General features: G+C 70.7%; 24 protein-coding genes. 16 read left to right on the top strand and 8 right to left on the bottom strand.

All coding sequences use genetic code 11. The features are described 5' to 3' along the window. Positions 1-49 precede the first annotated feature (49 nt). The 4 genes from ACLF3M_RS11445 to ACLF3M_RS11430 are packed head-to-tail and all read left to right on the top strand — an operon-like array spanning position 50 to position 3,405. Entirely contained in the window at positions 50-1,045 is a 996-nt protein-coding gene (locus ACLF3M_RS11445) for a LacI family DNA-binding transcriptional regulator (protein ID WP_430657056.1), read from the top strand. Further along, on the top strand, positions 1,042-2,196 hold the full coding sequence (locus ACLF3M_RS11440) for an acyl-CoA dehydrogenase family protein (protein ID WP_430657055.1): 1,155 nt from the start codon (positions 1,042-1,044) through the stop codon (positions 2,194-2,196). Before ACLF3M_RS11445 ends, ACLF3M_RS11440 begins: the two co-directional genes overlap by 4 nt. After that, positions 2,193-2,963 (top strand): 3-ketoacyl-ACP reductase, encoded by a 771-nt coding sequence (locus tag ACLF3M_RS11435; RefSeq protein WP_430657054.1) that lies wholly within the window; start codon positions 2,193-2,195, stop codon positions 2,961-2,963. Before ACLF3M_RS11440 ends, ACLF3M_RS11435 begins: the two co-directional genes overlap by 4 nt. After that, entirely contained in the window at positions 2,947-3,405 is a 459-nt protein-coding gene (locus ACLF3M_RS11430; protein WP_430657053.1) for a MaoC family dehydratase, read from the top strand. Before ACLF3M_RS11435 ends, ACLF3M_RS11430 begins: the two co-directional genes overlap by 17 nt. A gap of 2 nt (positions 3,406-3,407) precedes the next feature. Here the strand turns inward: ACLF3M_RS11430 and ACLF3M_RS11425 are convergent, their stop codons facing one another. Then, positions 3,408-4,205, bottom strand: a complete 798-nt coding sequence (locus ACLF3M_RS11425) for a shikimate dehydrogenase family protein (protein ID WP_430657052.1) — start codon at positions 4,203-4,205, stop codon at positions 3,408-3,410. A gap of 103 nt (positions 4,206-4,308) precedes the next feature. On the opposite strand from ACLF3M_RS11425, the gene ACLF3M_RS11420 reads away from it, so the two are divergent. Continuing rightward, a complete protein-coding gene (locus ACLF3M_RS11420; RefSeq protein ID WP_430657051.1) occupies positions 4,309-5,919 on the top strand; it encodes an ABC transporter substrate-binding protein in 1,611 nt (536 codons plus the stop codon). An 18-nt stretch (positions 5,920-5,937) separates the two neighbouring features. On the opposite strand, the gene ACLF3M_RS11415 is transcribed toward ACLF3M_RS11420, so the two are convergent. Beyond that, complete coding sequence (locus ACLF3M_RS11415) at positions 5,938-6,705, bottom strand: enoyl-CoA hydratase/isomerase family protein (RefSeq protein WP_430657050.1); 768 nt, start codon at positions 6,703-6,705, stop codon at positions 5,938-5,940. An 88-nt stretch (positions 6,706-6,793) separates the two neighbouring features. Between ACLF3M_RS11415 and ACLF3M_RS11410 the strand changes: the two genes are divergently transcribed. From ACLF3M_RS11410 to ACLF3M_RS11390, 5 genes are read left to right on the top strand one after another with little or no spacing between them, the layout of a single operon-like run. Continuing rightward, the gene (locus tag ACLF3M_RS11410; RefSeq protein WP_430657049.1) at positions 6,794-7,804 is read left to right on the top strand and encodes an ABC transporter permease; all 1,011 of its coding nucleotides are present in this window, start codon (positions 6,794-6,796) and stop codon (positions 7,802-7,804) included. Then, the gene (locus tag ACLF3M_RS11405; RefSeq protein WP_430657048.1) at positions 7,801-8,655 is read left to right on the top strand and encodes an ABC transporter permease; all 855 of its coding nucleotides are present in this window, start codon (positions 7,801-7,803) and stop codon (positions 8,653-8,655) included. Before ACLF3M_RS11410 ends, ACLF3M_RS11405 begins: the two co-directional genes overlap by 4 nt. Further along, positions 8,652-10,661 (top strand): dipeptide ABC transporter ATP-binding protein, encoded by a 2,010-nt coding sequence (locus ACLF3M_RS11400; RefSeq protein WP_430657047.1) that lies wholly within the window; start codon positions 8,652-8,654, stop codon positions 10,659-10,661. The genes ACLF3M_RS11405 and ACLF3M_RS11400 overlap by 4 nt, the downstream gene beginning before the upstream one ends. After that, a complete protein-coding gene (locus tag ACLF3M_RS11395) occupies positions 10,658-12,190 on the top strand; it encodes an acyl CoA:acetate/3-ketoacid CoA transferase (protein ID WP_430657046.1) in 1,533 nt (510 codons plus the stop codon). The genes ACLF3M_RS11400 and ACLF3M_RS11395 overlap by 4 nt, the downstream gene beginning before the upstream one ends. Further along, entirely contained in the window at positions 12,187-12,633 is a 447-nt protein-coding gene (locus ACLF3M_RS11390) for a MaoC family dehydratase (RefSeq protein WP_430657045.1), read from the top strand. Before ACLF3M_RS11395 ends, ACLF3M_RS11390 begins: the two co-directional genes overlap by 4 nt. Here ACLF3M_RS11390 and ACLF3M_RS11385 read toward each other — a convergent pair. Genes ACLF3M_RS11385 through ACLF3M_RS11370 form a run of 4 tightly spaced genes read right to left on the bottom strand, consistent with a single transcriptional unit; the run spans position 12,630 to position 16,990 of the window. Next, on the bottom strand, positions 12,630-14,243 hold the full coding sequence (locus ACLF3M_RS11385; protein WP_430657044.1) for a GMC family oxidoreductase: 1,614 nt from the start codon (positions 14,241-14,243) through the stop codon (positions 12,630-12,632). The two genes, ACLF3M_RS11390 and ACLF3M_RS11385, sit on opposite strands and share 4 nt — an antisense overlap. After that, the gene (locus tag ACLF3M_RS11380; protein ID WP_430657043.1) at positions 14,240-15,532 is read right to left on the bottom strand and encodes a TRAP transporter large permease; all 1,293 of its coding nucleotides are present in this window, start codon (positions 15,530-15,532) and stop codon (positions 14,240-14,242) included. The genes ACLF3M_RS11385 and ACLF3M_RS11380 overlap by 4 nt, the downstream gene beginning before the upstream one ends. Continuing rightward, positions 15,529-16,014 (bottom strand): TRAP transporter small permease, encoded by a 486-nt coding sequence (locus tag ACLF3M_RS11375; protein WP_430657042.1) that lies wholly within the window; start codon positions 16,012-16,014, stop codon positions 15,529-15,531. The genes ACLF3M_RS11380 and ACLF3M_RS11375 overlap by 4 nt, the downstream gene beginning before the upstream one ends. A gap of 1 nt (position 16,015) precedes the next feature. After that, positions 16,016-16,990: a TRAP transporter substrate-binding protein gene (locus tag ACLF3M_RS11370; RefSeq protein ID WP_430657041.1), complete on the bottom strand. Its 975-nt coding sequence runs from the start codon at positions 16,988-16,990 to the stop codon at positions 16,016-16,018. Positions 16,991-17,112: 122 nt separating this feature from the next. On the opposite strand from ACLF3M_RS11370, the gene ACLF3M_RS11365 reads away from it, so the two are divergent. Further along, complete coding sequence (locus ACLF3M_RS11365; protein WP_430657040.1) at positions 17,113-17,895, top strand: aldolase/citrate lyase family protein; 783 nt, start codon at positions 17,113-17,115, stop codon at positions 17,893-17,895. A 12-nt stretch (positions 17,896-17,907) separates the two neighbouring features. Here the strand turns inward: ACLF3M_RS11365 and ACLF3M_RS11360 are convergent, their stop codons facing one another. Then, on the bottom strand, positions 17,908-19,047 hold the full coding sequence (locus ACLF3M_RS11360) for an NAD(P)/FAD-dependent oxidoreductase (protein WP_430657039.1): 1,140 nt from the start codon (positions 19,045-19,047) through the stop codon (positions 17,908-17,910). A gap of 134 nt (positions 19,048-19,181) precedes the next feature. Here ACLF3M_RS11360 and ACLF3M_RS11355 point away from each other — a divergent pair, with 134 nt between their 5' ends. After that, complete coding sequence (locus ACLF3M_RS11355) at positions 19,182-20,126, top strand: dihydrodipicolinate synthase family protein (RefSeq protein WP_430657038.1); 945 nt, start codon at positions 19,182-19,184, stop codon at positions 20,124-20,126. Between the two features lie 36 nt (positions 20,127-20,162). Here the strand turns inward: ACLF3M_RS11355 and ACLF3M_RS11350 are convergent, their stop codons facing one another. After that, on the bottom strand, positions 20,163-20,936 hold the full coding sequence (locus tag ACLF3M_RS11350; RefSeq protein WP_430657037.1) for an SDR family NAD(P)-dependent oxidoreductase: 774 nt from the start codon (positions 20,934-20,936) through the stop codon (positions 20,163-20,165). A gap of 88 nt (positions 20,937-21,024) precedes the next feature. On the opposite strand from ACLF3M_RS11350, the gene ACLF3M_RS11345 reads away from it, so the two are divergent. From ACLF3M_RS11345 to ACLF3M_RS11330, 4 genes are all read left to right on the top strand, one after another. Further along, entirely contained in the window at positions 21,025-21,552 is a 528-nt protein-coding gene (locus ACLF3M_RS11345; protein WP_430657036.1) for a TRAP transporter small permease, read from the top strand. A 1-nt stretch (position 21,553) separates the two neighbouring features. After that, positions 21,554-22,822 carry a TRAP transporter large permease gene (locus ACLF3M_RS11340; protein WP_430657035.1) on the top strand — a complete coding sequence of 423 codons (1,269 nt, stop codon included), beginning with the start codon at positions 21,554-21,556 and terminating at the stop codon, positions 22,820-22,822. A 35-nt stretch (positions 22,823-22,857) separates the two neighbouring features. Next, on the top strand, positions 22,858-23,856 hold the full coding sequence (locus ACLF3M_RS11335; RefSeq protein ID WP_430657034.1) for a TRAP transporter substrate-binding protein: 999 nt from the start codon (positions 22,858-22,860) through the stop codon (positions 23,854-23,856). A gap of 156 nt (positions 23,857-24,012) precedes the next feature. After that, positions 24,013-25,080 (top strand): TRAP transporter substrate-binding protein, encoded by a 1,068-nt coding sequence (locus ACLF3M_RS11330; protein ID WP_430657033.1) that lies wholly within the window; start codon positions 24,013-24,015, stop codon positions 25,078-25,080. Positions 25,081-25,113 lie beyond the last annotated feature (33 nt).

Here is a 25,113-nt window from a genome sequence, read left to right as displayed (position 1 = left end):
GTTTGACCGCACGGGCCCGGCGCCGCTACTGTTGGATCGGTCCAACAGCATGCGCCACGCCACCCCCGTCCGTATCGAGGATGTCGCGCGCGAGGCCGGCGTCGCGCGCTCGACCGCGGCCCTCGCGCTGAAGGGCTCCCCGCGCCTGCGGCAGGAGACGGTGGCGAGCGTGCGCGCCGCGGCCGGGCGGCTGGGCTACGTCTACGATCGCCTCGCCGCGCGGCTGCGCTCCGGCCGGTCCGGCGCGATCGGCCTGGTCGTCTGCGAGATCACCAACCCCTTCTATGCCGAGCTCACCGCGGGGGTGCAGGCCGCGCTGGAATCCTCCGGCCTGGTCGCCTTCCTGGCCAACACGGAGGAGTCGCGCGAGCGCCAGCAGCTGATGCTGGAACGCTTCCGCGAGCAGCGCGTGGACGGCGTGCTGCTGGTGCCGGCCGCGGGCACGCGGCCCGCGCTGCTCGACACCGTGGCGCGTTGGGGCATGCCCTGCGTCACGGTCGTGCGTGGCTTCCGCGCGGGCGCGCATGCCGGCACCGATCATCGCGCCGGCAGCGCGATGGCGACGCGGCACCTGATCGGGCTCGGCCATCGCCACATCGCCTATCTCGGGGCCGCGGCCGACAGCTCGACCTCGCGCCAGCGCCTGGCGGGCTACGCGCTGGCAATGCGAGAGGCGGGACTGGCAGCGCGGCACCTGCCCTGCCTGTCGGACATCGGGGAGGCCGCGTCCATCGTCGCGGGCCTGCCGCGATCCGGGCCGACGGCGCTGGTCTGCTTCAACGACACCGTGGCCTTCGGCGCGACGGTCGGCCTGGCGCGCGCCGGGCGCGCCGTCGGCCGCGACGTCGCCGTCACCGGCTTCGACGACGTCCGCGCCGCCGCGCAATGGCATCCCGCGCTGACCACCATCCGCGCCGGCGCCGCCGCGATCGGCGATGCCGCGGCGCGGCTGCTGCTGGAGCGCATCGCCGATCCCGCGACGCCGACGCGCCGCGTCATCGTCGCGCCGGAACTCGTCATCCGTTCCTCCTGCGGGGCCGCATGAGCATCGAGCTGCTGGAAGCCCAGGGGCTGTCCGAGGTGCACGCCGCGCTGCGCGACGCCGCGCGCCGCTTCGCCGAGGCGGAGGTCGCGCCTGTCGCGGCCGCGCTGGACGAGACCGAGGAATACCCGCGGGCGCTCTACGAAAAGCTGGCCGCGGCCGGCCTGTTCGGCATCACCGTGCCGGAGGCGCTGGGCGGGGCGGGGGCCGACGCGCTGGCCTATGCGCTCGTCATGGAGGAGCTTGCGCGTGGCTACGCCTCGGTGGCCGATCAGGTCGGGCTGGTGGAGCTTCTCGGCACGCTGCTGACGCAGCACGGCACGCCGGCGCAGCAGGACCGCTACCTCCGCCCGCTGCTGCGCGCCGGCCGTCGCTGCGCCTATGCGCTGACGGAGGAAGGCGCGGGATCGGACCTCGCGGGGCTGAAGACCACGGCGCGCCGCGACGGCGCGGGCTGGGTACTGGATGGCGCGAAGCTCTGGATCCACAACGCGCCCGTCGCGGATTTCGCCGCGGTGCTGGCGCGCACCGATCCGGCGGCCGGGCATCGCGGCATGTCGGTGTTCCTCGTCGATCTCGACGCGCCCGGCGTCTCCCGCGGGCGGAAGGAGCACAAGATGGGTCAGCGCGCCTCGCCGGTCGGCGGGCTGACCTTCGACGCGGTGCGCCTGCCGGCCGAGGCGCTGCTCGGCACGGAAGGGCGCGGCTTCCACATGATGATGTCGGTGCTGGACAAGGGCCGCATCGGCATCGCCGCGCTCGCGCTCGGCATCCTGATGGCGGCGCTGGAGGACAGCGTCGCCCAGGCGAAGCAGCGCGTGCAGTTCGACAGGCCCATCGCGGAGTTCCAGGCCGTGCAGTGGATGATCGCCGACATGGCGAAGGATGCCCAGGCCGCGCGCCTGATGATCATGGAAGCCGCTCGATTGCTGGATTCCGGCGGTCGCGCGACGCTGGCCGCCAGCATGGCAAAGTGCTTCGCGTCGGATACCGCGGTCGTGCGTACGGCCGACGCCGTGCAGATCCACGGCGGCTCCGGCTACATCCGCGGCGTGAGGGTCGAGCGGCTCTACCGCGACGCGAAGATCACGCAGATCTACGAAGGCACCAACCAGATCCAGCGCATGATCATGGCACGGACGGTGCTGGCATGAGCGCGCGTCCCGCCGCCCTCGTCACCGGGGGCCGCCGCGGCATCGGCCGCGCGATCGGTGTTGCGCTCGCCGGCGCGGGCTTCGACATCGTGGCGTCCGATATCGAGGAGGAGGGCGCGGCGGAGACCGAGGCCGCGGTGCGCGCCGCCGGCGGCGACTTCGCCTTCGTCCCGGGCGACGTCGCGGACCTCGGCGGCCACGCCGCGCTGGTGGAGGCGGCGTGGTCGCGCTTCGGTGGCCTGGAATGCCTGGTCTCCAACGCCGGCGTCGGCGCTATGAAGCGCGGCGACCTGCTGGAGGTGTCGCCGCAATCCTGGGACCGCTGCTTCGGCCTGAATGCGCGCGGGACCTTCTTCCTGGCCCAGGCCGTCGCGCGCCGCATGGTTGCGGCCGCTGCGCCGCATCGCGGCACGCGCAGCCTGGTCTTCATCTCCTCGGCCAACGCCTTCATGGCCTCGCCGGATCGGGCGGAATACGTGGCGTCGAAGACCGCGACCTCCATGATCGCGAGGCTCTTCGCGCTGCGCCTGGCGGAGGAAGGGATCGCCGTGCACGATATCCGCCCCGGCGTGATCCGCACCGACATGACCGCGCCGGTCGCCGCGCGCTACGAGGAACGCATCGCCGCCGGGCTCTCGCCGATCCGGCGCTGGGGCGAGCCCGACGACATCGGCCGCGCGGTCGCGCTGCTGGCCTCCGGCGCGCTGCCCTTCAGCACGGGCGATTCCTTCCACATCGATGGCGGCCTGCATGTCCACAGCCTCTGACGGGCGGCTCCGCTTCGAGGAGATCGCGGTCGGGATGGCGTGGGACACGCCCGGCATCACGGTGACCGAGGGCCACATCCTGGCCTTCGCCGGCCTGTCCGGGGATTTCTACGACATCCATGTGGATGACGACTATGCGCGCTCGCTCGGCTATCCCGGGCGCATCGCGCATGGGCTTCTGGGTCTGGCGCTGGCCGACGGGTTGAAGAACCGCGCCACCACCCGCGTCGCCGCAATCGTGGCGCTCGGCTGGCGCTGGCGCTTCACCGGGGCGATCCTGGTCGGCGACCGCATCCACGCTGGCATCCGCGTCGTGTCGAAGCGCGAGACGCGGCACGCGGACCGCGGCATCGTCACCTTCGACCTGACCCTGCTGAACCAGCGCGGCGAGGTCGTGCAGGCCGGCGAGACGGACCAGATGGTGCACCGCCTGCCGGCCTAGCCCTAGAAGCCCTCGATGCCGAGCCAGGCGGCCGCGAGCCGGGCCTGGCCTTCATGCATTTCGCGCCCGGTCGTCGTCGCGCAGCCCAGCGCGCGGGCTGCGGCAATCAACGGCGTGACCTCCGGGTTCGGGATGACGTCCGCCACGAGCTGGCCGGCGGCCAGGCCGGACGCGTCGAGAGGCAGGGGATCGCCCGCGCGCAGGCCGAGCGGCGTCGCGTTCACCACGATGTCGAAGCCGCGGGGATAGGGCGGGGCAGGGACCGCGCGCGTGCCGGGGAAATTGCTCCGGAGCAGCGCCGCAAGCGCCTCCGCGCGCGCCGCCGTCACGTCATTCAGCGCAAGCTCCGCCGCGCCGGCCCGGGCCAGGGCGCAGGCGATCGCCGTCCCGGCCGCGCCGCATCCGACCTGCAGGACGCGCCGTCCCGCGATCGCATGGCCCGCGCGCTCGACCCCGTCCCGGAAACCCTCGCCGTCGAACATCTCGCCTTCCAGCCCGCCGTCGGCACGGCGGCGGACGGTGTTCACCGATCCCGTCAGCCGCGCCGTCGGGCCTAGCGCCGGCAGCAGCCGCGCCACGCCTTCCTTGTGCGGCATGGTGATCACCAGCCCATCCAGGTTCCGAATCGCGGCCAGCCCCGGCCAGGCCTGCGCCAAATCCTCCGCCGCCACCTGGATCGCGACGAAGACCGCGTCGCGCCGCAGCCGCGCGAAGGCCGCGTTGAACAGCGCGGGGGAGCGCAGCGGCGCGACGGGATCGCCGACGATGGCGAACAGACGTGTCGCGCCGGTGATATCCATGTCACGCCTCCCGCCCCGGATTCCGGCTTCCCCGCCCCGGATGGCTTGGTTAGGCTGCCGTCCGACACGATCCGACACAAGGATCCGGCAGGAGGAATTCTCGATGTCCAGCAACCCGATCGACCGGCGCACGCTTGCGCGCCTGCTTGGTCTTTCCGCCGCATCGGCGTCCATGCTGCCCGCCGTCGTGCAGGCGCAGGCGCGCGGCAGCACGCTCGTGATCGGCGTGGACATCAGCGACACCATCACCCTCGATCCCGTGCGCCAAGCACAATACACGCCGCCGATGACGCTGGCCGCCTGCTACGACGCGCTGGTGACGCTGGAGCCCGGCGACTACGTCAACGTGAAGCCTTCCCTCGCGACGCGATGGGCGCGAACGCCGGACGGGCGCGGCTGGCGCTTCACGCTGCGCGACGGCGTCCGCTTCGCCAGCGGCAATCCCCTGACGGCAGAGGACGTCCGCTTCACCTTCATGCGCCTGATCAACATGAAGGAGCAGACGCAGCAATACATCAAGGCCGTGGACCGCGTCGAAGTCGTGGATCCGAAGACCGTGGACTTCATCATGAACGCGCCGAACGCGCCGATCCTGCCGATACTCGCCGCGCCCGGGAACGGCATCTGCGAGAAGGCCGCGCTCGTCCCGCAGGGCGGCACCGACGCGGCCGATGCGCGCGACAGCGACAAGGCGACGGAATGGCTGAACGGCAACTCCGCCGGCACCGGCCCCTTCCGCCTGGTGCGCTGGGAACGCAACAACCAGATCCTGCTGCAGCGCAACCCCAACTACTGGGGCGGCGCGTCGCCCTATGAGCGCGTCGTCATCCGCCACCTCTCGGACAGCGCGGCGCAGCTGCTGGCGGTCCGCCGCGGCGACGTGAACGCGGCCTTCAACCTGATCCCGGAGCAGATCGCGACGCTGCGCGGTGACGCCAATGTGCGCATCGACCGCATGCCGAGCCTCGACTTCGTCTACATGGCGGTCACGGAGAACCCGCAGGCCAATCCCGTGCTGGCGAAGAAGGAGGCGCGGCACGCCATCGGCTACGCCATCGACTACGACGGCATCATCAACAACCTGCTCGGCGGCGCCGCGCAGCGCCCGGCGCATTTCCTGCCGATCGGCGTCTCCGGCAGCACCGAGGCGATCGCGCGCCAGGTCGGATTCAACACGAACCTCGATCGCGCGCGGCAGCTGCTGCAGGCCGCCGGCGTGCCCGACGGGTTCGAGATGGAGATCGCCTACGGCAACGCCGCCGTCGCCGGCGTCAGCTACCAGGTGCTGGGCCAGAAGCTGCAATCCGACCTGGCGCGCGTCGGCATCCGCGTGCGGCTCAATCCGATGGACCAGGTGAACCTGCGCACGCTCTACACGCAGGGGCGGGCCGCGGGCGGCGTGCTGACCTTCTGGAACCCACCGGCCGTCAGCAACGAGCTCTGGGCCGCCGCGGTGGTGGAGCGTGTCGCGCGCCGCGTGCATTGGAACGTGCCGCCCGACATGACCGCGCTGGTCAAGGAAGCCGCGGAGGAACAGAACGCCGAGCGAGAGGCCGCGCTCTGGGTGGAATGGCAGCGCCGCGTCGTGGATGTCGCGCACCACTTCATCCTGTTCCAGCCGAACTACCAGATCGCGGTGCGCAACAACGTCAAGGACTTCCCACTCACTGCCGCGGGATGGCAGCTCGAGATGGGGAAGGTGAAGCCAGCCTGAATGCCGGCGCGGCGGGCTTCAGCGGCTGAAGCTCGCCGTTCGCTTCTCCGCGAAGGCGCGGATGCCCTCGAGGTGATCGCCCGCGGCGAAGCACAGCACGTTCATCTCGTTCTCATAGGCGAGGCCCGCGGTCAGCGGCGCTTCCATCGCCATCCGGACCGAGGCCTTCACCGCCTGCACCGCGACGGGGCTGAAGCCCGCGATCCGCGCCGCCAGCGCCCGCGCCGCGGGAAGGAGATCGGCCTGAGGCACCACGCGATCCACGAGCCCGAGCGACGCCGCCTCCTCCGCCTCGATCGGGTCGCCGATCATCAGCAGGCGCATCGCGCGCGCCGTGCCGATCATGCGAGGCAGAAGCTGGGAGGCGCCACCGCCGCCGACCCAGCCGCGCGTCACCTCGGGGAAGCCGAGACGCATGCCCTGCGCGGCGATGCGGATATCGGCGCCGAGCGCCATCTCCGCCCCGCCGCCGAGCGTCCAGCCCTGCAGCGCCGCGACGACGGGCTTGCGCAGGTTGCGGATCGCCGTCGCGTATTCCACGCGGTTGCGGAAATCCCAGGCCGTCGGGTAGGTCGCGAGGGCATTGAGGTCGCTGCCCGCGCAGAAGGCACGTTCCCCGGCGCCGCGCAGCAGCACGACGCGGACCGCGGCATCGGCATCGATGGTCCGGCAGGCCTCCGCCAGCGCCTTAGCCATGGCCGGGGTCACCGCATTGTGCTTGGCCGGCCGGTCGACCACCAGCTCCGCGACGTTCTCCGCCACCGTCAGGCCGATCGCCCCGTCCATCGCGTTCCTCCGGCCGCTCTGCGGCGGCACGCCTTGATTAGATCGATCCAACGCCTGTAGCATCGGCAGCAGGAAGAGGGAACAGAGCTTGCTCCGCTACATCGCGCTTCGCCTCGTCTCGGCCGTCGTGATGGCGCTCTTCGCCAGCCTGATCATCTTCCTGATCTCCAACTTCGTCCCCGGCGATCCCGTCCTCGCGCAGCTCGGCGACATCCTGGCAAGCGACCCCGCGGTGGTGGCGCGCTGGCGCGCGAAGTGGGGCCTCGACCTGCCGCTGTGGGACCGGTACTGGATCTTCCTTCAGGGCCTGCTGCATGGCGACCTCGGCACCTCCATCGCGACGCGCCGGCCGGTGCTGGACGACATTATCCAGTTCGCACCGGCGACGATCGAGCTCGCGACCGTTTCCTTCGGGCTGGCGCTGCTGGTCGGCATTCCGCTCGGCGTCGCCGCGGCGGTCTGGCGGGACAGCGTGGTGGACTCCGCGGCCCGAATCGTCTCGCTGCTCGGCGTGTCGGCGCCGACCTTCTGGCTCGCCTTCATCATGCTGGCGATCTTCTACGGCTGGCTCGGCTGGGCGCCGGGGCCGGGGCGGCTGGATCCCATCGCCTTCCCGCCGGAGGGCGGCACCGGCTTCTTCCTGATCGATGCCGCGCGTGACGGCGACTGGGAGACGTTCCACGACGCGCTCGCCCATCTCGTCCTGCCTGCTATCGTGCTGGCGGCGGCGACGCTCGGCCTGATCACGCGCACGACGCGGGCGGCGATGCTGGAATGCCTGCAGCAGGACTACGTCCGGGTCGCCCGCGCCAAGGGACTGGTGGAGCGCGCCGTCGTGCTGCGCCATGCGCTGCGCAACGCGCTCGTGCCGGTCGTGACGCTGGGTGGCCTCGCCTACGCCAACCTGCTGACCGGTGCGGTGATGACGGAGACGATCTTCGCCTGGCCGGGCCTCGGCCGCTACACCTTCCGCTCCGCCGCCGCGCTGGATTTCCCGGCCATCATGGGCATCACGCTGGTGGTCTCCGCCACCTATCTCCTGGTGAACCTGCTGGTGGATCTCTCCTACGCCGTGCTCGATCCCCGGGTGCGCCGATGAGTGCGACGCTCGCGCTTCCGCTGCCGCGCTGGCGGCGTCGCGTCCGGCGCTTCGGGCTGGCCTGGGCGGGCGGCGCGATCGTGCTGGCCTGGATCCTGGTCGCGCTCCTGGCGCCCTGGCTCGCACCCTTCCCGCCGGAGGCGCAGGATCTCGCCAACCGCCTGGCGCCGCCATCCGCGACACATTGGCTGGGGACGGACATCCTCGGCCGCGACGTGCTGTCGCGGCTGATCCATGGTTCGCGCATCTCGCTGCTGGCGGGCTTCACCGTGGTGCTGCTCGGCGCCGCGATCGGCACCGCGGTCGGCATCCTCGCGGCCTGGCTGCGCGGCTGGGGGGAGGAGGCGATGATGCGCGTCACCGACCTCGTGCTCTGCTTCCCGCCGATCATCCTCGCGCTCGCGTTGGCCGCCGCGCTCGGCATCGGCACGACCAACACCATCATCGCCATGCTGGTGGTGTGGTGGCCGAAATTCGCCCGCCTGGCGCGCAGCCTGGCGATCGTGCAGCGCAGCCAGGAATATGTCGAGGCCGCGACCGTCCTCGGCCTGTCGCAGACGCGCATCCTGACGCGCCACATCCTGCCCAACACGCTGGGCCCGATCGCCGTGCTCTGCACCCTCGACCTCGGCATCGCGATCCTGACCTTCGCGGGCCTGTCCTTCCTCGGCCTCGGCGTCGTGCCGCCGACGCCGGAATGGGGATCCATGGTCGCGGAAGGCCGCGAGCTGGTCGAGCAATGGTGGGTTGCGACCTTCCCGGGTCTCGCGATCCTGACCGTCGTCGTCGGCTTCAACTTCCTGGGGGACGGGCTGCGCGACTGGCTCGATCCGAAGGCGCGCAACCGGTGACGGCGCCGGTCCTCGAGGTCCGCGACCTCGTCACGGTGTTCCACACCGATGCCGGGCCGGTGCGCGCGGTGGACGGCGTATCCTTCACGGTAGCGAGGGGCGAGACCCTCGGCATCGTCGGCGAGAGCGGGTCGGGCAAGTCCGTCACCGCGCAGTCCGTCATGCGCCTGCTGGAACCGCCGGCGCGCATCGAAGGCGGCGAGGTCCTGTTCGAAGGCCGCGACGTGCTGGCGATGTCGCAATCCGAACTCACGGCCTGGCGCGGCGCGAGTGCGGCGATGGTCTTCCAGGATTCGCTGGCCGGCCTGAACCCCGTGATCCGCATCCTGCGCCAGGTGACGGAGCATGTCGTCGCGCATGGCCGCATGGGCGGGTCGGAGGCGCGGGAGCATGGCGTGCGCCTGCTCGGCCGCATGGGCGTCGCCTCGCCCGAGCGCGCGGCGCGGTCCTATCCGCACCAGTTCTCCGGCGGCATGCGCCAGCGCGTGATGATCGCGATGGGCATGGCGAACGATCCCGTCCTGCTGCTGGCAGATGAGCCGACGACCGCGCTCGACGTCACGATCCAGGCCCAGATCCTGGATCTGCTGGCGGAACTCAACGCGAAGTTCGGCACCGCAATCGTGCTGATCAGCCACGACCTCGGCGTGATCGGCACGCTCTGCCGGCGCATCGTGGTGATGTATGCCGGCGAGGTGGTGGAGGAGGGGCCGAGCGCCGCGGTGCTCGACGACCCGCGTCATCCCTATGCCTGGGCGCTGGCGAATGCGGTGCCGCGGCTGGATGCGCCGGTGGCCGCGCGGCTGCCGGGGATAGATGGCATGCCGCCCGATCCGCTGGCGATGCCCACGGGATGCCGCTTCGCTCCGCGCTGCCCCTTCCGCATCACACGTTGCCACGTCGACCATCCGCCGCTGGCCGAGGTCGCACCGGGCCGCATGGCGCGGTGCTGGGTGACGATGGACGGCAAGCCCTTGCCGCCTCCGGCAATCCCGGCGCAGGCCGCGGTGGTCGCGCAGCGCGACGCGCCGCCGCTGCTGGAGGCGGAGGGGCTGGTCAAGCACTTCCCGCTGCCGAGGGAATCCTTCTTCGCGCCGCGCCAAGTGGTGCATGCTGTCAACGGCGTCTCGGTTCGTGTGCAGCCCGGCGAGAGGCTCGGCATTGTCGGCGAGAGCGGATGCGGGAAATCCACCCTCGCACGGCTCGTCACGCGGCTGCACGCGCCGGATGCCGGCACGATCCGCTTCATGGACCAGGACATCACTACGCTTTCGGGCGAGGCTCTGCGCGGCCTGCGTCCGAAGCTGCAGATGGTCTTCCAGGATCCCTACGCCTCGCTCAACCCGCGCATGACTGTCGGGCAGATCCTGGGCGAGCCGCTGCTGGTGCATGGCCGCGTCGCCAACGACGCCGAGGCGCGGGAGCGCGTCGGCGCGCTGCTCGACACCGTCGGGCTCAACCCGGCCTGGGCCGAACGCTTCCCGCATGAATTCTCCGGCGGCCAGCGCCAGCGAATCTCCATCGCCCGCGCGCTCGCCATGGAGCCGGCGATGATCGTGGCGGACGAACCGGTCTCGGCGCTCGACGTCAACGTGCAGGCGCAGGTGCTGAACCTGATGCTGGACCTCCGCGAGCGGATGGGGCTCGCCTATCTCTTCATCGCGCATGACCTGGCTGTCGTCCGCGCCTTCTGCGACCGCGTCGCCGTGATGTATCTCGGCCGCATCGTGGAGGAAGCGCCGGCGGCCGAACTCTTCGCGCGCCCCGCCCATCCCTACACCGTCTCGCTGCTGTCGGCCGTGCCGGAACCCGGGCGGCAGCGCATCGTGCTCGGTGGCGAGCCGCCGTCCACGCTGCGCTTGCCGCAGGGCTGCGCCTTCCGCGCGCGCTGCCCCGTCGCGCTGCCGGTCTGCGCGGAACCGCCGCCGCTGATCGAGATCGCGCCTGGCCATCGCGTGCTGTGCCACGCGCCGGGATCGCTGAAGCCCCCGCAGGAGGTCGCATGAGGGAGATCACCGCTGCGCAGGCCGCCGCAGCGCTGCGCGATGGCGATACGCTGCTGGTCGGCGGATCGGGCGGCGGCCATGCCGTCCCCGACGCATTGCTCGAAGCCGTCGGCCAGCGCTTCCTCTCGACCGGCGCGCCGCGCGGCATCACCGCGCTGCATCCCGTGGGGCTCGGTGATGGCCAGACGCGCGGCGCCGGGCATCTCGCGCATGTTGGGCTGCTGAAGCGCGCGGTCTCCGGCACCTTCGTCAACAGCCCCGGCGTCGCGCGCCTGGCGCTGGACGAGCAGATCGAGGCCTACACCCTGCCGCAGGGCGCGCTGTCCCAGTTGATGCGGGAGATGGCGGCGGGACGTCCCGGGCTGATCACGAAGATGGGCCTCAACACTTTCGTGGATCCGCGGCTCGGCGGCGGGCGGCAGAGCCGGCGCTCGGCGGAGGACCTGGTCGAGCTGATCACCCTGAAGGGCGACGAATACCTGCTCTACAGGCCCTACAAGGTGGATGTCTGCTTCATCCGCGGCTCCGCCATCGACGAGGACGGCAACCTCTCGATGGAGCACGAGGCGGTGACGCTCGACATGCTCTCCATGGCACAGGCGACGCGGCGGCAGGGTGGCATCGTGATCGCGCAGGCAAAGCGCAAGGTGCCGCGCGCGACCCTGCACCCCAAGATGGTGAAGGTGCCGGGCATCCTGGTGGACGCCTTCGTCATCGTGCCGGACCAGTGGCAGACCTACGAGACGCAGGACAGCCTGGCCTATTCCGGTCATCACCGCGTGACGCTGGACGAGGTGCCGAAGCTGCCCGCCGGCCCGCGCCGCGTCGTCGCGCGTCGCGGTGCGCTGGAGCTGTTCGAGGGCGCGATCTGCAACCTCGGCTCCGGGATCTCCACCGGCATCGCGAATGTCGCAGCCGAGGAAGCGGTGCTGCACCGCATCTGCCTGACCAACGAGCAGGGCAACATCGGCGGCGCGCCCGCCAGCGGGAACGAGGCCGGCGCCGCGCGCAGCCCCGACGCGCAGATCGACCAGCCCTACCAGTTCGACTTCTACGATGGCGGCGGGCTGGACCTGGCGTTCCTGTCCTTCGCGGAGTTCGACGCGGCTGGGAACGTCAATGTCTCGCGATTCGGCGGCCGCATCGTCGGGCCGGGTGGGTTCATCAACATCAGCCAGGGCGCGAAGCGCGTAATCTTCGGCGGCACGCTGACGGCGGGCGAGTCGAAGAAGGCCGTGAAGCAGGTCGAGCAGGTCACCTTCTCCGGCCCCTATGCGCGGCAGCGCGGGCAGCAGGTGCTCTATGTCACGGAATGCGCGGTCTTCCGCCTCGGCGCCGAGGGGCCGGAACTGATCGAGGTCGCACCGGGCCTCGAGGCGCGGGACGTGATCGCCCGCATGGCGTTCGTACCCGCCGTCTCGCCGGACCTGCGGCGCATGGATGCCGCGCTGTTCGAGGACGGCCCGATGGGCCTGGCGTCGCGCCTGCCCGGCCGAGCCCCGCGCGCGAATGCGGACCGCCTTCCGTGACGCCGCCCTGTTTCCTGGCCGTCGGCGAGAGCGCGGAATACACGCGTACCATCACGCAGGACGACATCCTCGCCTTTTCCAGGATCAGCGGCGACGACGATCCCGTGCATGTGGATCCCGGCTTTGCCGCCCGCACCGCTTTTGGCCGCTGCATCGCGCATGGCGCGCATGTCATGGGGTTGCTCTCCACGACGGCCAGCATGATGTCGCGGCGCTCGGTGCAGCGCGGCGCGACAGGCACGCCGGTCTCGGCGGGCTATGAGCGTATCCGCTTCACCCGCGCGGTCTTCGCCGGCGATACGCTGACCGCCCGCTACGTGATCGAGGAGGTGGACGCGGCCCGCGCCCGCACGCGCGCCGCGCTGCAGGTCGTGAACCAGGACGGCGAGACCTGCCTGGTCGGCACGCATATCCTGGCCTGGGTGCCACCGATGGCCGGCTAGGCGGCCGCATCCTCGCGGATCATGTCGGACGCCTTCTCCGCGATCATCATGGTTGGCGCATGCGTATTGCCGCTGGTCAGCGCCGGCATGACGGAGGCATCCACCACCCGCAGCCCCGGGACGCCGAAGACGCGCAGCCGAGCATCCACCACGTCGCCCGCGGCTGCGTCCATGCCCATCCGGCAGGTGCCGACGGGGTGATAGGCGGTCAGCGCGGTCTCCCGCAGATAGGCCTCGATTTCCTCGTCGGATTGCGCGGCGGCGCCCGGCGCGATCTCCGCGCCGCGAAAGGCGTCGAAGGCGGGCTGGGCGAAGATGCGGCGCAGCAGTTTCATCGCATCCCGCAGAGTCTCGAGGTCGCGTCGGTCGGCGAACATGCCACCCTCGATCCTTGGCGGATCCTGCGCGGACGGGCCCGACAGTCCCACGCGCCCGCGGCTGAAGGGCCGCAGCACATAGGCGTTGGCGAAAAAGCCGTGCCGGTCCAGCGGTCCCTGCGGTGCGAAGGGATTCCAGCGCAGGCTGGCCGTGGTCAGGCCTGGCAGGAAATGGCACTGGATATCCGGCCAGTCGAGGCCCGGCCGGGTCTTCAGGAAGCCACCGGCGAGCAGCGGGAAGCGGCTCGCAGGCCCGGTGCCGAAGACCAGCGCCTGCAGCAGCGCCGCCGCCGCGCGGTCGATGCGCCGCAGTCGGAACAGCGTGACGGGCTGGGTGCATTCCATCAGCACGCGCGCCATCTGGTGGTCCTGCAACTCGCGCCCGACGCCGGACAGCGCGGCGCGGACCGCAATGCCCTGCCGCGCCAGTTCTTCCGGCGGGCCGAGGCCGGAGCGCAGCAGCAGCCAGGGCGAATGGAAGGCGCCGGCGGAGACGATGACCTCCCGCCGCGCGCGGATCTCGCGCCCGTCCGCGAGCGCCACGCCGGCGCAGCGCGCGCCATCGAAGATCAGGTGCGACGCCGTTGCGCCGGTGAGCACCTCCAGGTTCTGGCGCCGTTCCGCGCGCCGCAGATAGGCCTGCGCGCTGCCGACGCGGCGGCCGCCGCCGATGGTGAAGTGGAAGAAGCCCACCCCCTCGGGGTCGGCGCCGTTGAAGTCGCGGCAGGCCTTGAGGCCGACCTGCGCACCGGCTTCCTTCCAGGCGTCGAAGAGCGGGTTGTCCGGCGCGGGGCGCGACACCTGCACGCGGCCGCCCTGAGCGTGGAAGTCGTCGGCGCCTTCCTCGAAATGCTCCTCGCGCCGGAAATACGGAAGGACATCGGCATAGGACCAGCCGGGCAGGCCGCGCTGCGCCCAGCTGTCGTAGTCCAGCGCGAAGCCGCGCGTGTAGACCATGCCGTTGATGGAGGAGGAGCCGCCGAGCACCTTGCCGCGCGGCTGGTCCAGCCGGCGTCCGTTCGCGCTGGGCTCCGGCTCCCCGGTCATCGCCCAGTTGTAGGCGCGACCGCGCAGCAGCATCCCCGTCATGATCGGCACGCGCAGGAGCGGATTGCGGTCCCGCGGCCCGGCTTCCAGCAGGACGACGCGCGTGCGCCCGTCCTCGGTCAGCCGGTCCGCCAGCACGCAGCCCGCGGAGCCCGCGCCGACGACGACGTAGTCGGCCTCCGTCATGGCAGCAGCAGGTTCGGCAGCCAGGTGACCGTCGCGGGCCAGTAGGTCACGAGCAGCAGGACCGCCGTCAGCATCGCCATGTAGGGCAGGGCGTCGTGGAACACGTCCATGATGTCCACGCGCCCGATGACGCAGACCACCGACAGGATCAGCCCCACGGGGGGCGTCAGCAGGCCGAGGATCAGGTTGATCGTCATCACCACGCCCAGGTGGATCGCATCCACGCCCATGTCGGTGAACATCGGGAACAGGATCGGCGCGAGCACCAGCATCAGCGGCAGCGGCTCCATGAAGGTGCCGAGCACCAGCAGGATGACGTTGGTCAGCAGCAGCAGCAGGAAGACGTTGTCGGTGATGGAGAGCATGCCGTCGGTCAGCATCTCCCCGAACTGCTCCTGCACGGACAGCCAGGTGAACATCTGCGAGGTGCCGACGGTCAGCATGACGATGGCGGTCACCAGCGACGCTTGGGCCGCGCAGGCCAGGATCTTGTTGAAGGTCAGCGTCCCGTAGATGACGGTGCCGAGGATCAGGACATAGAGCACCAGGATCGCCGCGGCCTCGGTCGGGGTTGCGATGCCGATCACCATCGACCGGATCACCAGCAGCGGCGCGGCCAGCGGCAGCACCGCGCTCCAGAGGGCCGACAGGCGCTCCTCCGTGCTCGCCTTCGCCTCCCGCGGCAGGCCTCGCCGGCGCGCGATCCACCAGGTCAGCGCGAACATCGAGACGAACATCAGGACACCCGGGATCACGCCGCCCAGGAACAGCTTGCCCACGCTGAGATTGACGATCGCACCCAGCAACACGAAGGAGATCGAGGGCGGGATGATCGGTCCGACGGTGGAGGCCGAGGCGATCACCGCGCACGAGAAGGTGGCCGGGTATCCCTTCCGCTTCATCTCCGGGATCAGCACGGATCCCGTCGCCGCCGCATCGGCGATCGCCGATCCCGACATGCCGGACATGATGAAGTTCGCGGTGACGCCGACATTCGCGAGCCCGCCATTGACGTGCCCGACCATGGCGGAGGCGAAGCGCACCAGCCGCTCCGTCACGCCGGCCGCCGTCATCAGCCCGCCCGCGAACATGAAGAGCGGGATCGCGAGCAGGGAGAAGCTGTCCACCCCGTCCAGGAATTGCTGGGGGAAGAGGACGAAGTTGATGGGGAAGTCGGTGGCGAGAGAGGCGACCATGTAGACCAGGCAGCCCGCCCCGATCGCCCAGGCCACTTCCATTCCGAGGGTGATGAAGAGCAGCGTCGCGCCGAGGAGGAGGAGCAGCATCATCGGCGCAGCGCCTTGACCAGAAGGACCGTCTGCGCCGCCGCCATGGCGACGCAGCCCAGCGTCAGCGGCAGGATGAAGACCGCGTTGGTCCAGCCCGTGGTCATCATCGTGCCGCCCCAGCGCAGGCGCAGGATCGGCAGGCTCCACCAGAACAGCACGCCAAGCATCGCGAGCACGACCAGGTGCATCGCGACCTCGCTGGCCTTGGCCGCGCGCGGCGGCAGCCGTTCGATCACCAGCCCGACGCGGATGTTGAGGCCTGCCAGGATTGCCACCGGCGCCGCCAGGAAGGTGAGCCAGATAAAGAGGACGCGGGGCACGTCCTCGCTCCAGATCGGCGCGGCGGCGAAGAAGTAGCGCGCGAAGGTCGCGTAAAGCACCAGCCCCGTGATGACGAGGAGCAGGATGCCCGAGGCGAGCCAGAGCAGCCTCGCGATCAGGCCCTGCGGGCGGTATCCCCCGTGCTCGCCATCGACCTCCACGTCAGGCGCGCTGCACGACGTCGAAGGAACCGGGGCCGAAGGTCGCCTCGAAGAACTGCCGCGCGGAGGGAGCGAGGATGCGCTCGAGCTCGCCGAGATCCAGCGCATAGACGCTGTCGGCGCCGTTGCGCGCGCGCCAGGCGTCGAAATCCTTCGCCGCGTTCTCGATCGCGTAGTCGACCGAGGCCGGCTGCACCTCCGCCCAGGTGTCGTCGAAAATCCTACGCTGCTCCGGCGTCATGCGCTGGTAGCTGCGCTGGGAGATGATGAACTTGTCGAGCCCGACGCCGAACTCGTTGGAGGCGACGTTCGTGCTGACCTCGAAGAACTTGTTGACGATCATGACATTAAGGTTGGTGACCAGCCCGTCCACCACGCCCTGCTGCAGCGCGAGGTAGACCTCGTTGAAGGGGACCGGCGTCGGCGCGGCGCCCATGGCGCGGATCGCCTCGACATAGGCGGCGAAGGGCGGGACGCGGATCTTGCGGCCGCGCACATCGGCCCAGGAGCCGATCTTCGTCTTGGTGGACAGCAGGAAGGGCCCGGTATTCGTCACGCCGACCAGGCGGATGTTGTAGCGCTGCTGCATCGCCTGCCGGCAGCGTTCCCCGATCGGGCCGGCCATCACCCGCACGCCGTGGCGCAGGTCGCGCAGCAGGAAGGGGAAGTACAGCGCGTCGAATTCCGGCATGCCGGTATAGCCGCTGATCGCCATGTCGATCGTGCCGAGCGACACGCCCTCCACAATCGTCTGCTCGCTGCCGAGGTTGTAGAGGAACTGCGTGCGGATGCGCCCGCCGCTGCGCTCCTCCACCAGCTTCATCATGCGCTCGGCGAAGACGTTCGAGATGTTCTGCGCATTGGACGCGTTCGCGTAGCGCAGGTTGAGCGTGGCCTGCGCGCGGGCGACCTGCGGGGCGGTGAGGCCCGCGGCGGCGGCGAGAAGCAGGGCGCGGCGCTTGACCGGATCACGCATCTCGTTCGTCTCCCCTTGGGTCGTTCGTTCCGCGACAGCGTGAGCCTAGGCAGCTTCGCCCGCGCTTGCCAAGTTGGAAGCCGCGACACGGGCGCCGGTGCGCCGTGGGGGAGGGTATCTCGATGGGCCTCGGCACGGCGTTCCGGGCGCGCATGGCGCGCGGCGAGATCGCGCTCGGCAGCAATGTGCGCTTTTCCCGCAGCGCGGAGGCAGGCGCCATCCTCGCGGCTTGCGGCTTCCACTGGATCATGCTGGATCACGAGCACAGCCCCGCCGCGCCGCATCTCGCGCAGGACATCGCGCTGGGCGCGATCCGGGCCGGTGTGCTGCCGATCGCGCGCCCTGCGGGCCATGACCCCGCGGAGATCACGGGACTGCTGACCAACGGCGCGCTCGGGCTTCTCGTGCCGCATGTGGACACGCCGGCGCAGGCCGCGGCGGTGGCGGCCGCCGCGCGATTCGCGCCTCGCGGTCATCTCTCCGTGCCCGGCACGCTGCCGCAATTCGGCTACGAGCTTCCGCTCAGGGATGCGTGCGAGCGGTTCAACGATGAGGTGGTCGTCGTCGCGATGATCGAGAGCGCGACCGCAGTCTCGAACGCCGCCGCGATCGCGGGCGTGGTGGGCATCGACGGCCTGTTCATCGGCGCGTCGGATTTGCTGTGGGACCTCGGCCTGCCCGGCCGCTACGACGCGCTCGAATTGCAGGAGGCCGTCGGAACCGTCTGCGCCGCCGCGGCGGCACTTGGCAAGTTCGCCGGCATGGGCGGCCCGCGCGAGGAGGCGCCCTGGCGCGGCTTCGTCACTTCCGGCATGCGCATGGTGCTGACGGAGAACGACCTGTCGCTGCTGATGCGCGGCGCGCGCGACCGGGCGGCCTTCTTCGCGGCGCTCAGAGTCGACTGACGGGTTCCCGGCTCAGCCAGGCGCGAAGCCCGCGATCTCGGGATCGTCGCGGCGCCTGCGGCCGAGCGCCAGCTCCGCGACCAGCCGCGCGACATGCGGTCCCGCGGTGAAGCCCATCCAGGGGAAGAAGCAGAGGAAGACGCCGTCGGCAATCTCCCCCAGCAGCGGCCGCCAGTCCTGCGTGCCGTTGACCACCGCCGCCCAGCTCCGCACGACGCGCAGCCGCGCGACCGCGGGCACCGCTTCCACCGCCAGCCTCAGGTTCGGCGCGAGCTGGTCCATGCGGACCACCGCGCGCCCCGTCGCGGCATCCAGCCGCGCGGGCCAGCCGCCGCCGATGACGATGCTGCCCTGCGCGGTCTGCTTCAGCGAAAGCCGGTCGGCCGCGGAATAGACGAGGTGCGGCACGATGGGCGCGGTGCGCTCCGTCACCGTGACCTGGATCGGATGCGCCTCGATCGGCAGGTCGAGGCCGAGCCAGGCCGCCACCTTCCCGGCCTCGGCGCCGGCGCAGTTCAGCACGCGGTGCGCGCGAACCACGCCGGCCGTCGTCGCGACCTCCCACGCCTCACCATCGCGGCGCAGGCCGGTCACCGCGGTGCGGCGCCGGATCCGCGCGCCGGCGGTCTGCGCGGCGCGGGCAAAGGCATGCGCCGCGACGAGCGGGTTTGCCTTGCCCTCGATCGGGCAGAATGCCCCGCCCACCGTGTCGCGCGCGAGATAGGGCGCCAGCGACAGCAGCTCTTCCCGCCCGAGAAGGCGGACATCCAGCCCTTCCGCCCGCTCGATCGCCGCTTTCCTGCTCAGCATGTCCAGCTCCGCCGCGCGCCGCGCGACGACGAGCCCGCCCTTCGTGCTGACCTCGAGTTCCGGCGCGCCGAGCTCGGCCGGCAGCTCCTTCCAGCGCGCGATGCCGGCCACCATCAGCCGCAGCGTCGGCGCGAAGCGGCGCGCCCAGGCCTCGCCCTGGTTCAGGAAGGGCTCGACAGGGATCTGCGCGTGGATGCTGCCGGAGTTGTTGCCCGATGCCGCGGCATTGATCTCGTCGCGCTCGAGCAGCAGCACCTCGGCGCCGGCGCGCGCCAGGTGCCAGGCCGTCGCACAGCCCGCCAGGCCACCGCCGATCACCACGAACTCCGCCGCGTTCTCCATGCCGTCGCCTATGCGCACCGCACCGGCGCGCTTGGCAAGCGCGCGCGGAACGGGCACATCGGCAGTCGCGGCCGGGCCACCCGTCCCGCCCGTGCAGGACCGGGACGCGCCGCCTGGGCGCCAAGGAGGATGAGATGACCACACCGTTCCGCGGCTGCCATACCGTCACCGTCACGCCCTTCACCGAGGACGGCAGCGCGATCGACATCGCGGCCCAGAAGCGCTTCCTGGACTGGCAGCACCGCTCCGGCGTGCCGGGCGTCATCCTGCTCGGCACGACCGGCGAGTTCCTGACCGTCTCCGACGCCGAGCGCGAGCAGTTGATCGCCGAGACCGTCGCGCATTGCCGCGGTCGGATGACCGTGATGGTCGGCGCCACCAACGCCCACACCCCGACCGCGGTGCGCTATGCGAAGCTGGCCGAGCGCCTCGGCGCCGACGGGCTGATGATCGCGCCGCCCTACTACTACACCCCGACCGAGGACGAGATCTTCGCCTACTACGCCGCGATCAGCGAGGCGGTCGGCATCCCCGTCATGCTCTACAACAACCCCTTCACCACGCATGTCGACATGAAGCCGCATCTCGTCGCGCGGCTGACGAAACACCTGCCGAACGTCCGCTACATCAAGGAAGCCAGCATGGATGTCGGCCGCGTTTTCGATATCGTCGAGGCGACGGAGGGCGTGATGAACGTCTTCGCCGGCGAGCGTGTCGTCGAATCCTACAGGCTCGGCGCCGTCGGCTACGTGGACCCCTATGGCAACTACGCGCCGCGTGCCTCCACCGCGCTCTTCCCGCTGCTCGAGGCCGGGCGCGTGCGGGAGGCGATCGCGATCCAGCACGTGCTGGACGAGATCACGAACATCATCAAGGAAGGCCATCCCCTCTACGGCCACCAGTGCTACTCCAAGGCGCTGGCCGCGGCGGCGGGGTATCCGGTGGGAGACGTCCGACCGCCCATCACCACCTTCCGCTCGCTCGGCGAGGAAGGCCGCCAGCGCGTCGCGGTCATGACGAAGCTCCTGCAGAAGCTCGACCGCATGATGGACGAGTACGGCTTTGCCAAGGCGGCGTAGCCGTGGAAGCGATTGACGGCGCGCCCGGCATCCGCCTCATCGGATGTAGGTCGCGCCGTTCACGTCGAGCGTCGCGCCCGACAGGTGCCTGACGCTGCCTTCGCAGAGGAAGGCGACCAGCCGGCCGAGCTCCTCCGGCGTCACCCATTCGCCCATCGCCAGCGTCGCGCTGACCTTGTCCTCGCCGCCCTGGGTGGCCGCGAAATCCACCGACATGCGCGTGCGCACCACACCCGGCGCGACGACGTAGCTGAGGATGCCGTCCTTCGCGTAGCCCCGCGCGATGGTCTGGGCCGCGGCCTTCACCGCCGCCTTTGTCGCGGCATAGGCGACCATCGCGGGATTGGTCACGCCGCGCTGCGCCGCCCAGGAGGAGATGGTGACGATCACCCCGCCGCCGCGCGGCTTGTAGTGGCGCACGGCGTGGCGCATCAGCCGCGCCGGGCCCAGCACGTTGACGCGCCACTGCAGGTCCCAGGCCTCGTCCCACTCGACCTCGGGGTCCTCGATCCCGCCGCCCGGGACCATCGTCGCGGCGTTCAGCACCACCGCGTCGATCCGGCCCTGCCAGGCCTCGGCGTCCCGCCACAGTCGGTCCATCGCCATCGGGTCTGCCGCATGGGCCTGCAGCAGCAGGCGCCGTTCCGCCGGCACGTCGGTCACCGCGGCTTCCGCCCCCGCCCGGTCGCTGTTGTAGTGGGCGATGAGATGCGCGCCGGCAGCGGCCAGTTCGCGCGCCGTCGCCGCGCCGATCCCCTTCGACGCGCCGGTCAGCAGGACCACCTTCCCCTGAAGTGACCCTGTTCGCATGGCGATCCCTCCGTCTGCGGTGCGAACATATCTTGTCCCCCCCGGCGCTCTCTGCCTAGAATCATCCCGCATCGTCCAAGGGGAAGGCATGCGGTTCGCGCTCGCCGCGATAGACGGGTTGAACCGCGCCGTGGGCTGGGCGCTGGCCGCGCTGCTGGCCGGCATCTCGGCGGTGGTGCTGCTGCAGGTGCTGGTGCGCTTCGTGCTGGCCCCGGCCGGGCTCAACTTCCCTGCCGCCTGGACCGAAGAGCTGGCGCGCTACCTCCTGTGCTGGATGGTCTTCCTGGGCGCGGCCTATGGCTGCCGCAGGGCGCAGCTCATGGCGCTCGACTTCGCGGTGTCGAAGCTGCCGGGCCGGCTGGGCCAGCCCGCGCGCTACCTCTCGCTGGTGATCTGCCTCGGCTTCTTCGTGCTGCTGGTCGAGGTCGGCTGGACCTTCGTGGAATTCGGCCGCTCCGAGGCGAGCTCCGTCATGCGGCTGTCGATGCACTGGGTCTATGCGGCGATCCCGGTGGGTTGCGCGCTGATGGTGGTGAACACGATCGGGCTGATGCTGGAGGCCTGGACGACGCGCGCCGACATCCGCTCGATCGGCGCCGAGGAGGCGCTGGACTGACGTGACGCTCGCCTTCGTTCTTCTCATGGCGCTGCTGGCGCTGGGCGTGCCCATCGCCTTCGCGCTCGGCATCGCGCCGCTGGTCACGCTGGCGGATCGCGGCATCCCCTTCATCGCGCTGCCGCAGATCATCTTCGAGGCGACGGACAGCTTCGTGCTGCTGGCCGTGCCACTCTTCATCCTGTCGGGGCTCCTGATGCAGTCCGGCGGCATCGCGGCGCGATTGGTGGAGCTGGCGGTCGCGCTGCTGGGCTGGCTGCGCGGGGGGCTTGCGGCCTCCGTCGTGCTGACCTCGATGATGTTCAGCACGATCTCCGGCTCCTCCGCTGCCACCGCGGCCGCGGTCGGATCCGTGCTGATCCCGCAGATGAAGCGGTCAAACTACCCCACCGCCTTCGCGGCCGCGACCGTCGCGTCGTCCGCGGAGCTCGGCGTGATCATCCCGCCCTCGGTGCCGATGGTGATTTACGCGATGCTGACCGGCATCTCGGTCACCGATCTCTTCATCGCGGGGATCCTGCCGGGCATCCTGATCGGCGTCTCGCTGATCGTGACCTGCGTCGTGCTGAGCGCGCTGCGCGGCTATGGCGAGGTGGAGCCCTTCCGCCTCGGCCCCTGGACGCGCGGCGTGGCGGTCGCGCTGAGGCGCGCCTGGGCCGCGGTGATGATGCCGGTGATCATCCTGGGCGGCATCTACGGCGGCATCTTTACCCCGACCGAAGCCGCCGTCGTCGCCGTCTTCTACGCGCTGCTGGTCGGCACGCTGGTCTATGGGGAGCTGCAGTGGCGCGAGGTGCCAGGCATCCTGCGCCAGGCCGCGGTCACCTCGGCGGTCGTGATGATTATCGTCAGCTTCACCGCGATCCTGGCCTATGTGCTGGCCCTGCTGCGCGCGCCAGACATGATGCTGGACGCGATCCGCGCGGTGTCCGACGACCCGCTGGTCTTCCTACTGCTGGTCAATATCCTGCTGCTGCTGGTCGGCATCTTCTTCGAGCCGCTGCCCGCCATCCTGATCCTCGGGCCGCTGCTCCATCCCGTGGCGGTCGGCATGGGGATCGACCCCACGCATTTCGGCCTGATCCTGATCGTCAACACCGCGATCGGCATGGTGACGCCGCCGGTGGGCGCCAATCTCTTCATCTCCTGCGCGATCGCGCGGATCTCGATGGAGGAGCTGTCGCGCCCGCTGCTGGTCTTCCTCGCCGTGCTCACGGTGGACATCCTGATCATCACCTATGTGCCGGCGCTGTCGCTGGCCCTGCTGTGATGAGGCGTCACCACCAACGAGGGAGAAAGACAGGAATGATCACGCGACGCGCGCTAGCCGGGGTCACGACCGGCCTCATTGCCATGCCATGGGTCGCCCGCGCCCAGGGGCGGCCGGTGGAGATCACCATCGGCCATGTGCTGGCCGAACGCAGCTTCTACCACATCGCCGCGACCAAGCTCGGCGAGCTCGTGGGACAGCGCACCAACGGCCGCGCCCAGATCCGCGTCTCGCCCGCCGCGCAGCTCGGCACGGAGCCCCGCCTGATCCAGTCCGCCCGCACCGGCGTCATCGACGGCTGCTTCGTCGGCATCGTGTCCATGGAAGGCACCGTGCCGGAGTTCAAGGTGCTGTCGCTGCCGCATCTCTTCGACAGCTACGCCCAGGCCAACCGCGTGCTGCGCAGCCCGCTCGGCGACCGCATCCTCAGCCGCGTGGAAGCGCATGGCCTTGTCGCCGGCGGCTTCGGCGCGATCTTCGAACGCAACATCGGCACGCGGTCACGCCCGATCGCGACGCCGGCGGAGCTGCGCGGGCTGAAGCTGCGCGTGCTGCAGACCGCCGCCTTCGTGCAGTCCTACCAGGCGGTCGGCGTGCAGCCGACCCCGATGCCGCTCGGCGAGGTCTTCATCTCGCTGCAGAACGGCGTGGTGGACGGAGCCGACTTCTCCGCCGACATCATCGTCGCCGACCGGTTCATCGAGGTCATCCGCCACTACACCTTCAGCCGCTTCCACCAGACGCCGACCATGCTGATCTTCAGCCAGGCCAAGTGGAACTCCTGGCCGTCCGAGGTCCAGCGCGCGATCCGCGACTCGATGGCGGAGGCCATGGCCGAAGGGATCAAGTTCCACGAAGACTTCACCGCAGACGCGGTGCGCCAGATGCGGGAGCGCAACATCGTCCTGGTGGACCCGCCGATCGGCCCGTGGCGGGAAGCGACCCGCGGCGCCTATGAGCCGATCCTGGCCGACAGCGGCGCCGGCGGCCGCGCCCTCTACCAGGAGATCGAGGCGGCGCGCCGCAACGCCTGACGACACCGCGCGGCCCGGGCCTGCTCCGGGCCGCGCCTCCCTGCCTGGATTTGTCCGGACTTCTCCGCCGATCCCCCCTGGGCGGGCGGCTCGCCTTGTCGCAATCTGTGTGCGGTGCCGCGGCGCTTCGGCGGCCGACACAGGGAGACGAGGGACATGAGGATACCGGGACGCGCGCTGCTCGGCGCCGTGATGGGGGCCGCGCTGTTCGCCGGCGGAGCCCATGCGCAGGGACCGCAGGTGAACATCCAGGCGGTCACCCAGCCTTCCCCCGCCATCCCGCAATATACGCGCGTGGACATCCCCGTCCTGCGCGACGGGCTCGCCGCCCGCAGCAACGGGCGCATCCGCGTCACCCTATCCTCCTGGCCGGAGCGCAACCTGAACGGGCCGGAGATCGTGCGCCTGGTGCGGTCGGGACAGGTCGAGATCGGCGGCGTGCCGCTGAACACGGTAGCGGGCGACGTGCCGATGCTCGACATGGTGGACCTTGCCGGCCTGAACCCGACCATCGGCCAGGCGCGCCAGGTCGCCGATGCGCTGCTGCCCGACCTCAACCGCCAGCTCGAGCGCTTCGGCGTGCGCATCATCGGCATGGCGCCCTATCCCGCGCAGGTGCTGTTCTGCCGGGAACGCGTGAACAGCCTGGCGGACCTGCGGGGCAAGCGCATCCGCACCGGCGGCGGGTCCATCAACGACTTCGTCGCGGCCGTCGGAGGCCAGGCCGTCGGCATCGGCTTCCCCGAGGTCTACGGCGCGCTGGAGCGCGGCGTAGTGGATTGCGCCATCACCGGCACGGGCAGCGGCAACGGCGCGCGCTGGTACGAGGTGACGACGCACATGTACACGCTGCCCGTCGCCTGGTCTGTCTATGGCTACTTCGCCAACCTTGCCTGGTGGAACCGGCTCGACGCGCCGGCGCGCGACCTCATCACCCAGGCCATGACCGAGCTGCAGGACCAGCAGTGGAAGCTCGGCGAGGAGGCGACCGAGGACGGCATCGCCTGCAATGCGGGCGAGCGTTCGGGCTGCTCGATCGGACGCCTCGTCGAGAACCGGCCGATGACCTACACCCGCGCGACGCCGGCCGACCTGCAGGCGCTGCGCGGCTTCCTGACCGACAACATCCTGCCGGCCTTCGTCCGCCGCTGCGGCGCGCCCTGCGGCGAGACCTACAATCGCATCGTCGCGCCGATCTCCGGCGTGCGCTTCGAGGCGCGCTGAGATGGGGGTGGCGGGCGTCACGCAGCCGGCCTG

Origin of the sequence: Falsiroseomonas sp. HW251 (genome assembly GCF_050563545.1) — a bacterium.
Lineage (GTDB): Bacteria > Pseudomonadota > Alphaproteobacteria > Acetobacterales > Acetobacteraceae > Falsiroseomonas.
Note: the sequence above shows the minus strand (reverse complement) of the source record. Positions and strands in the feature narration are given on the sequence as shown.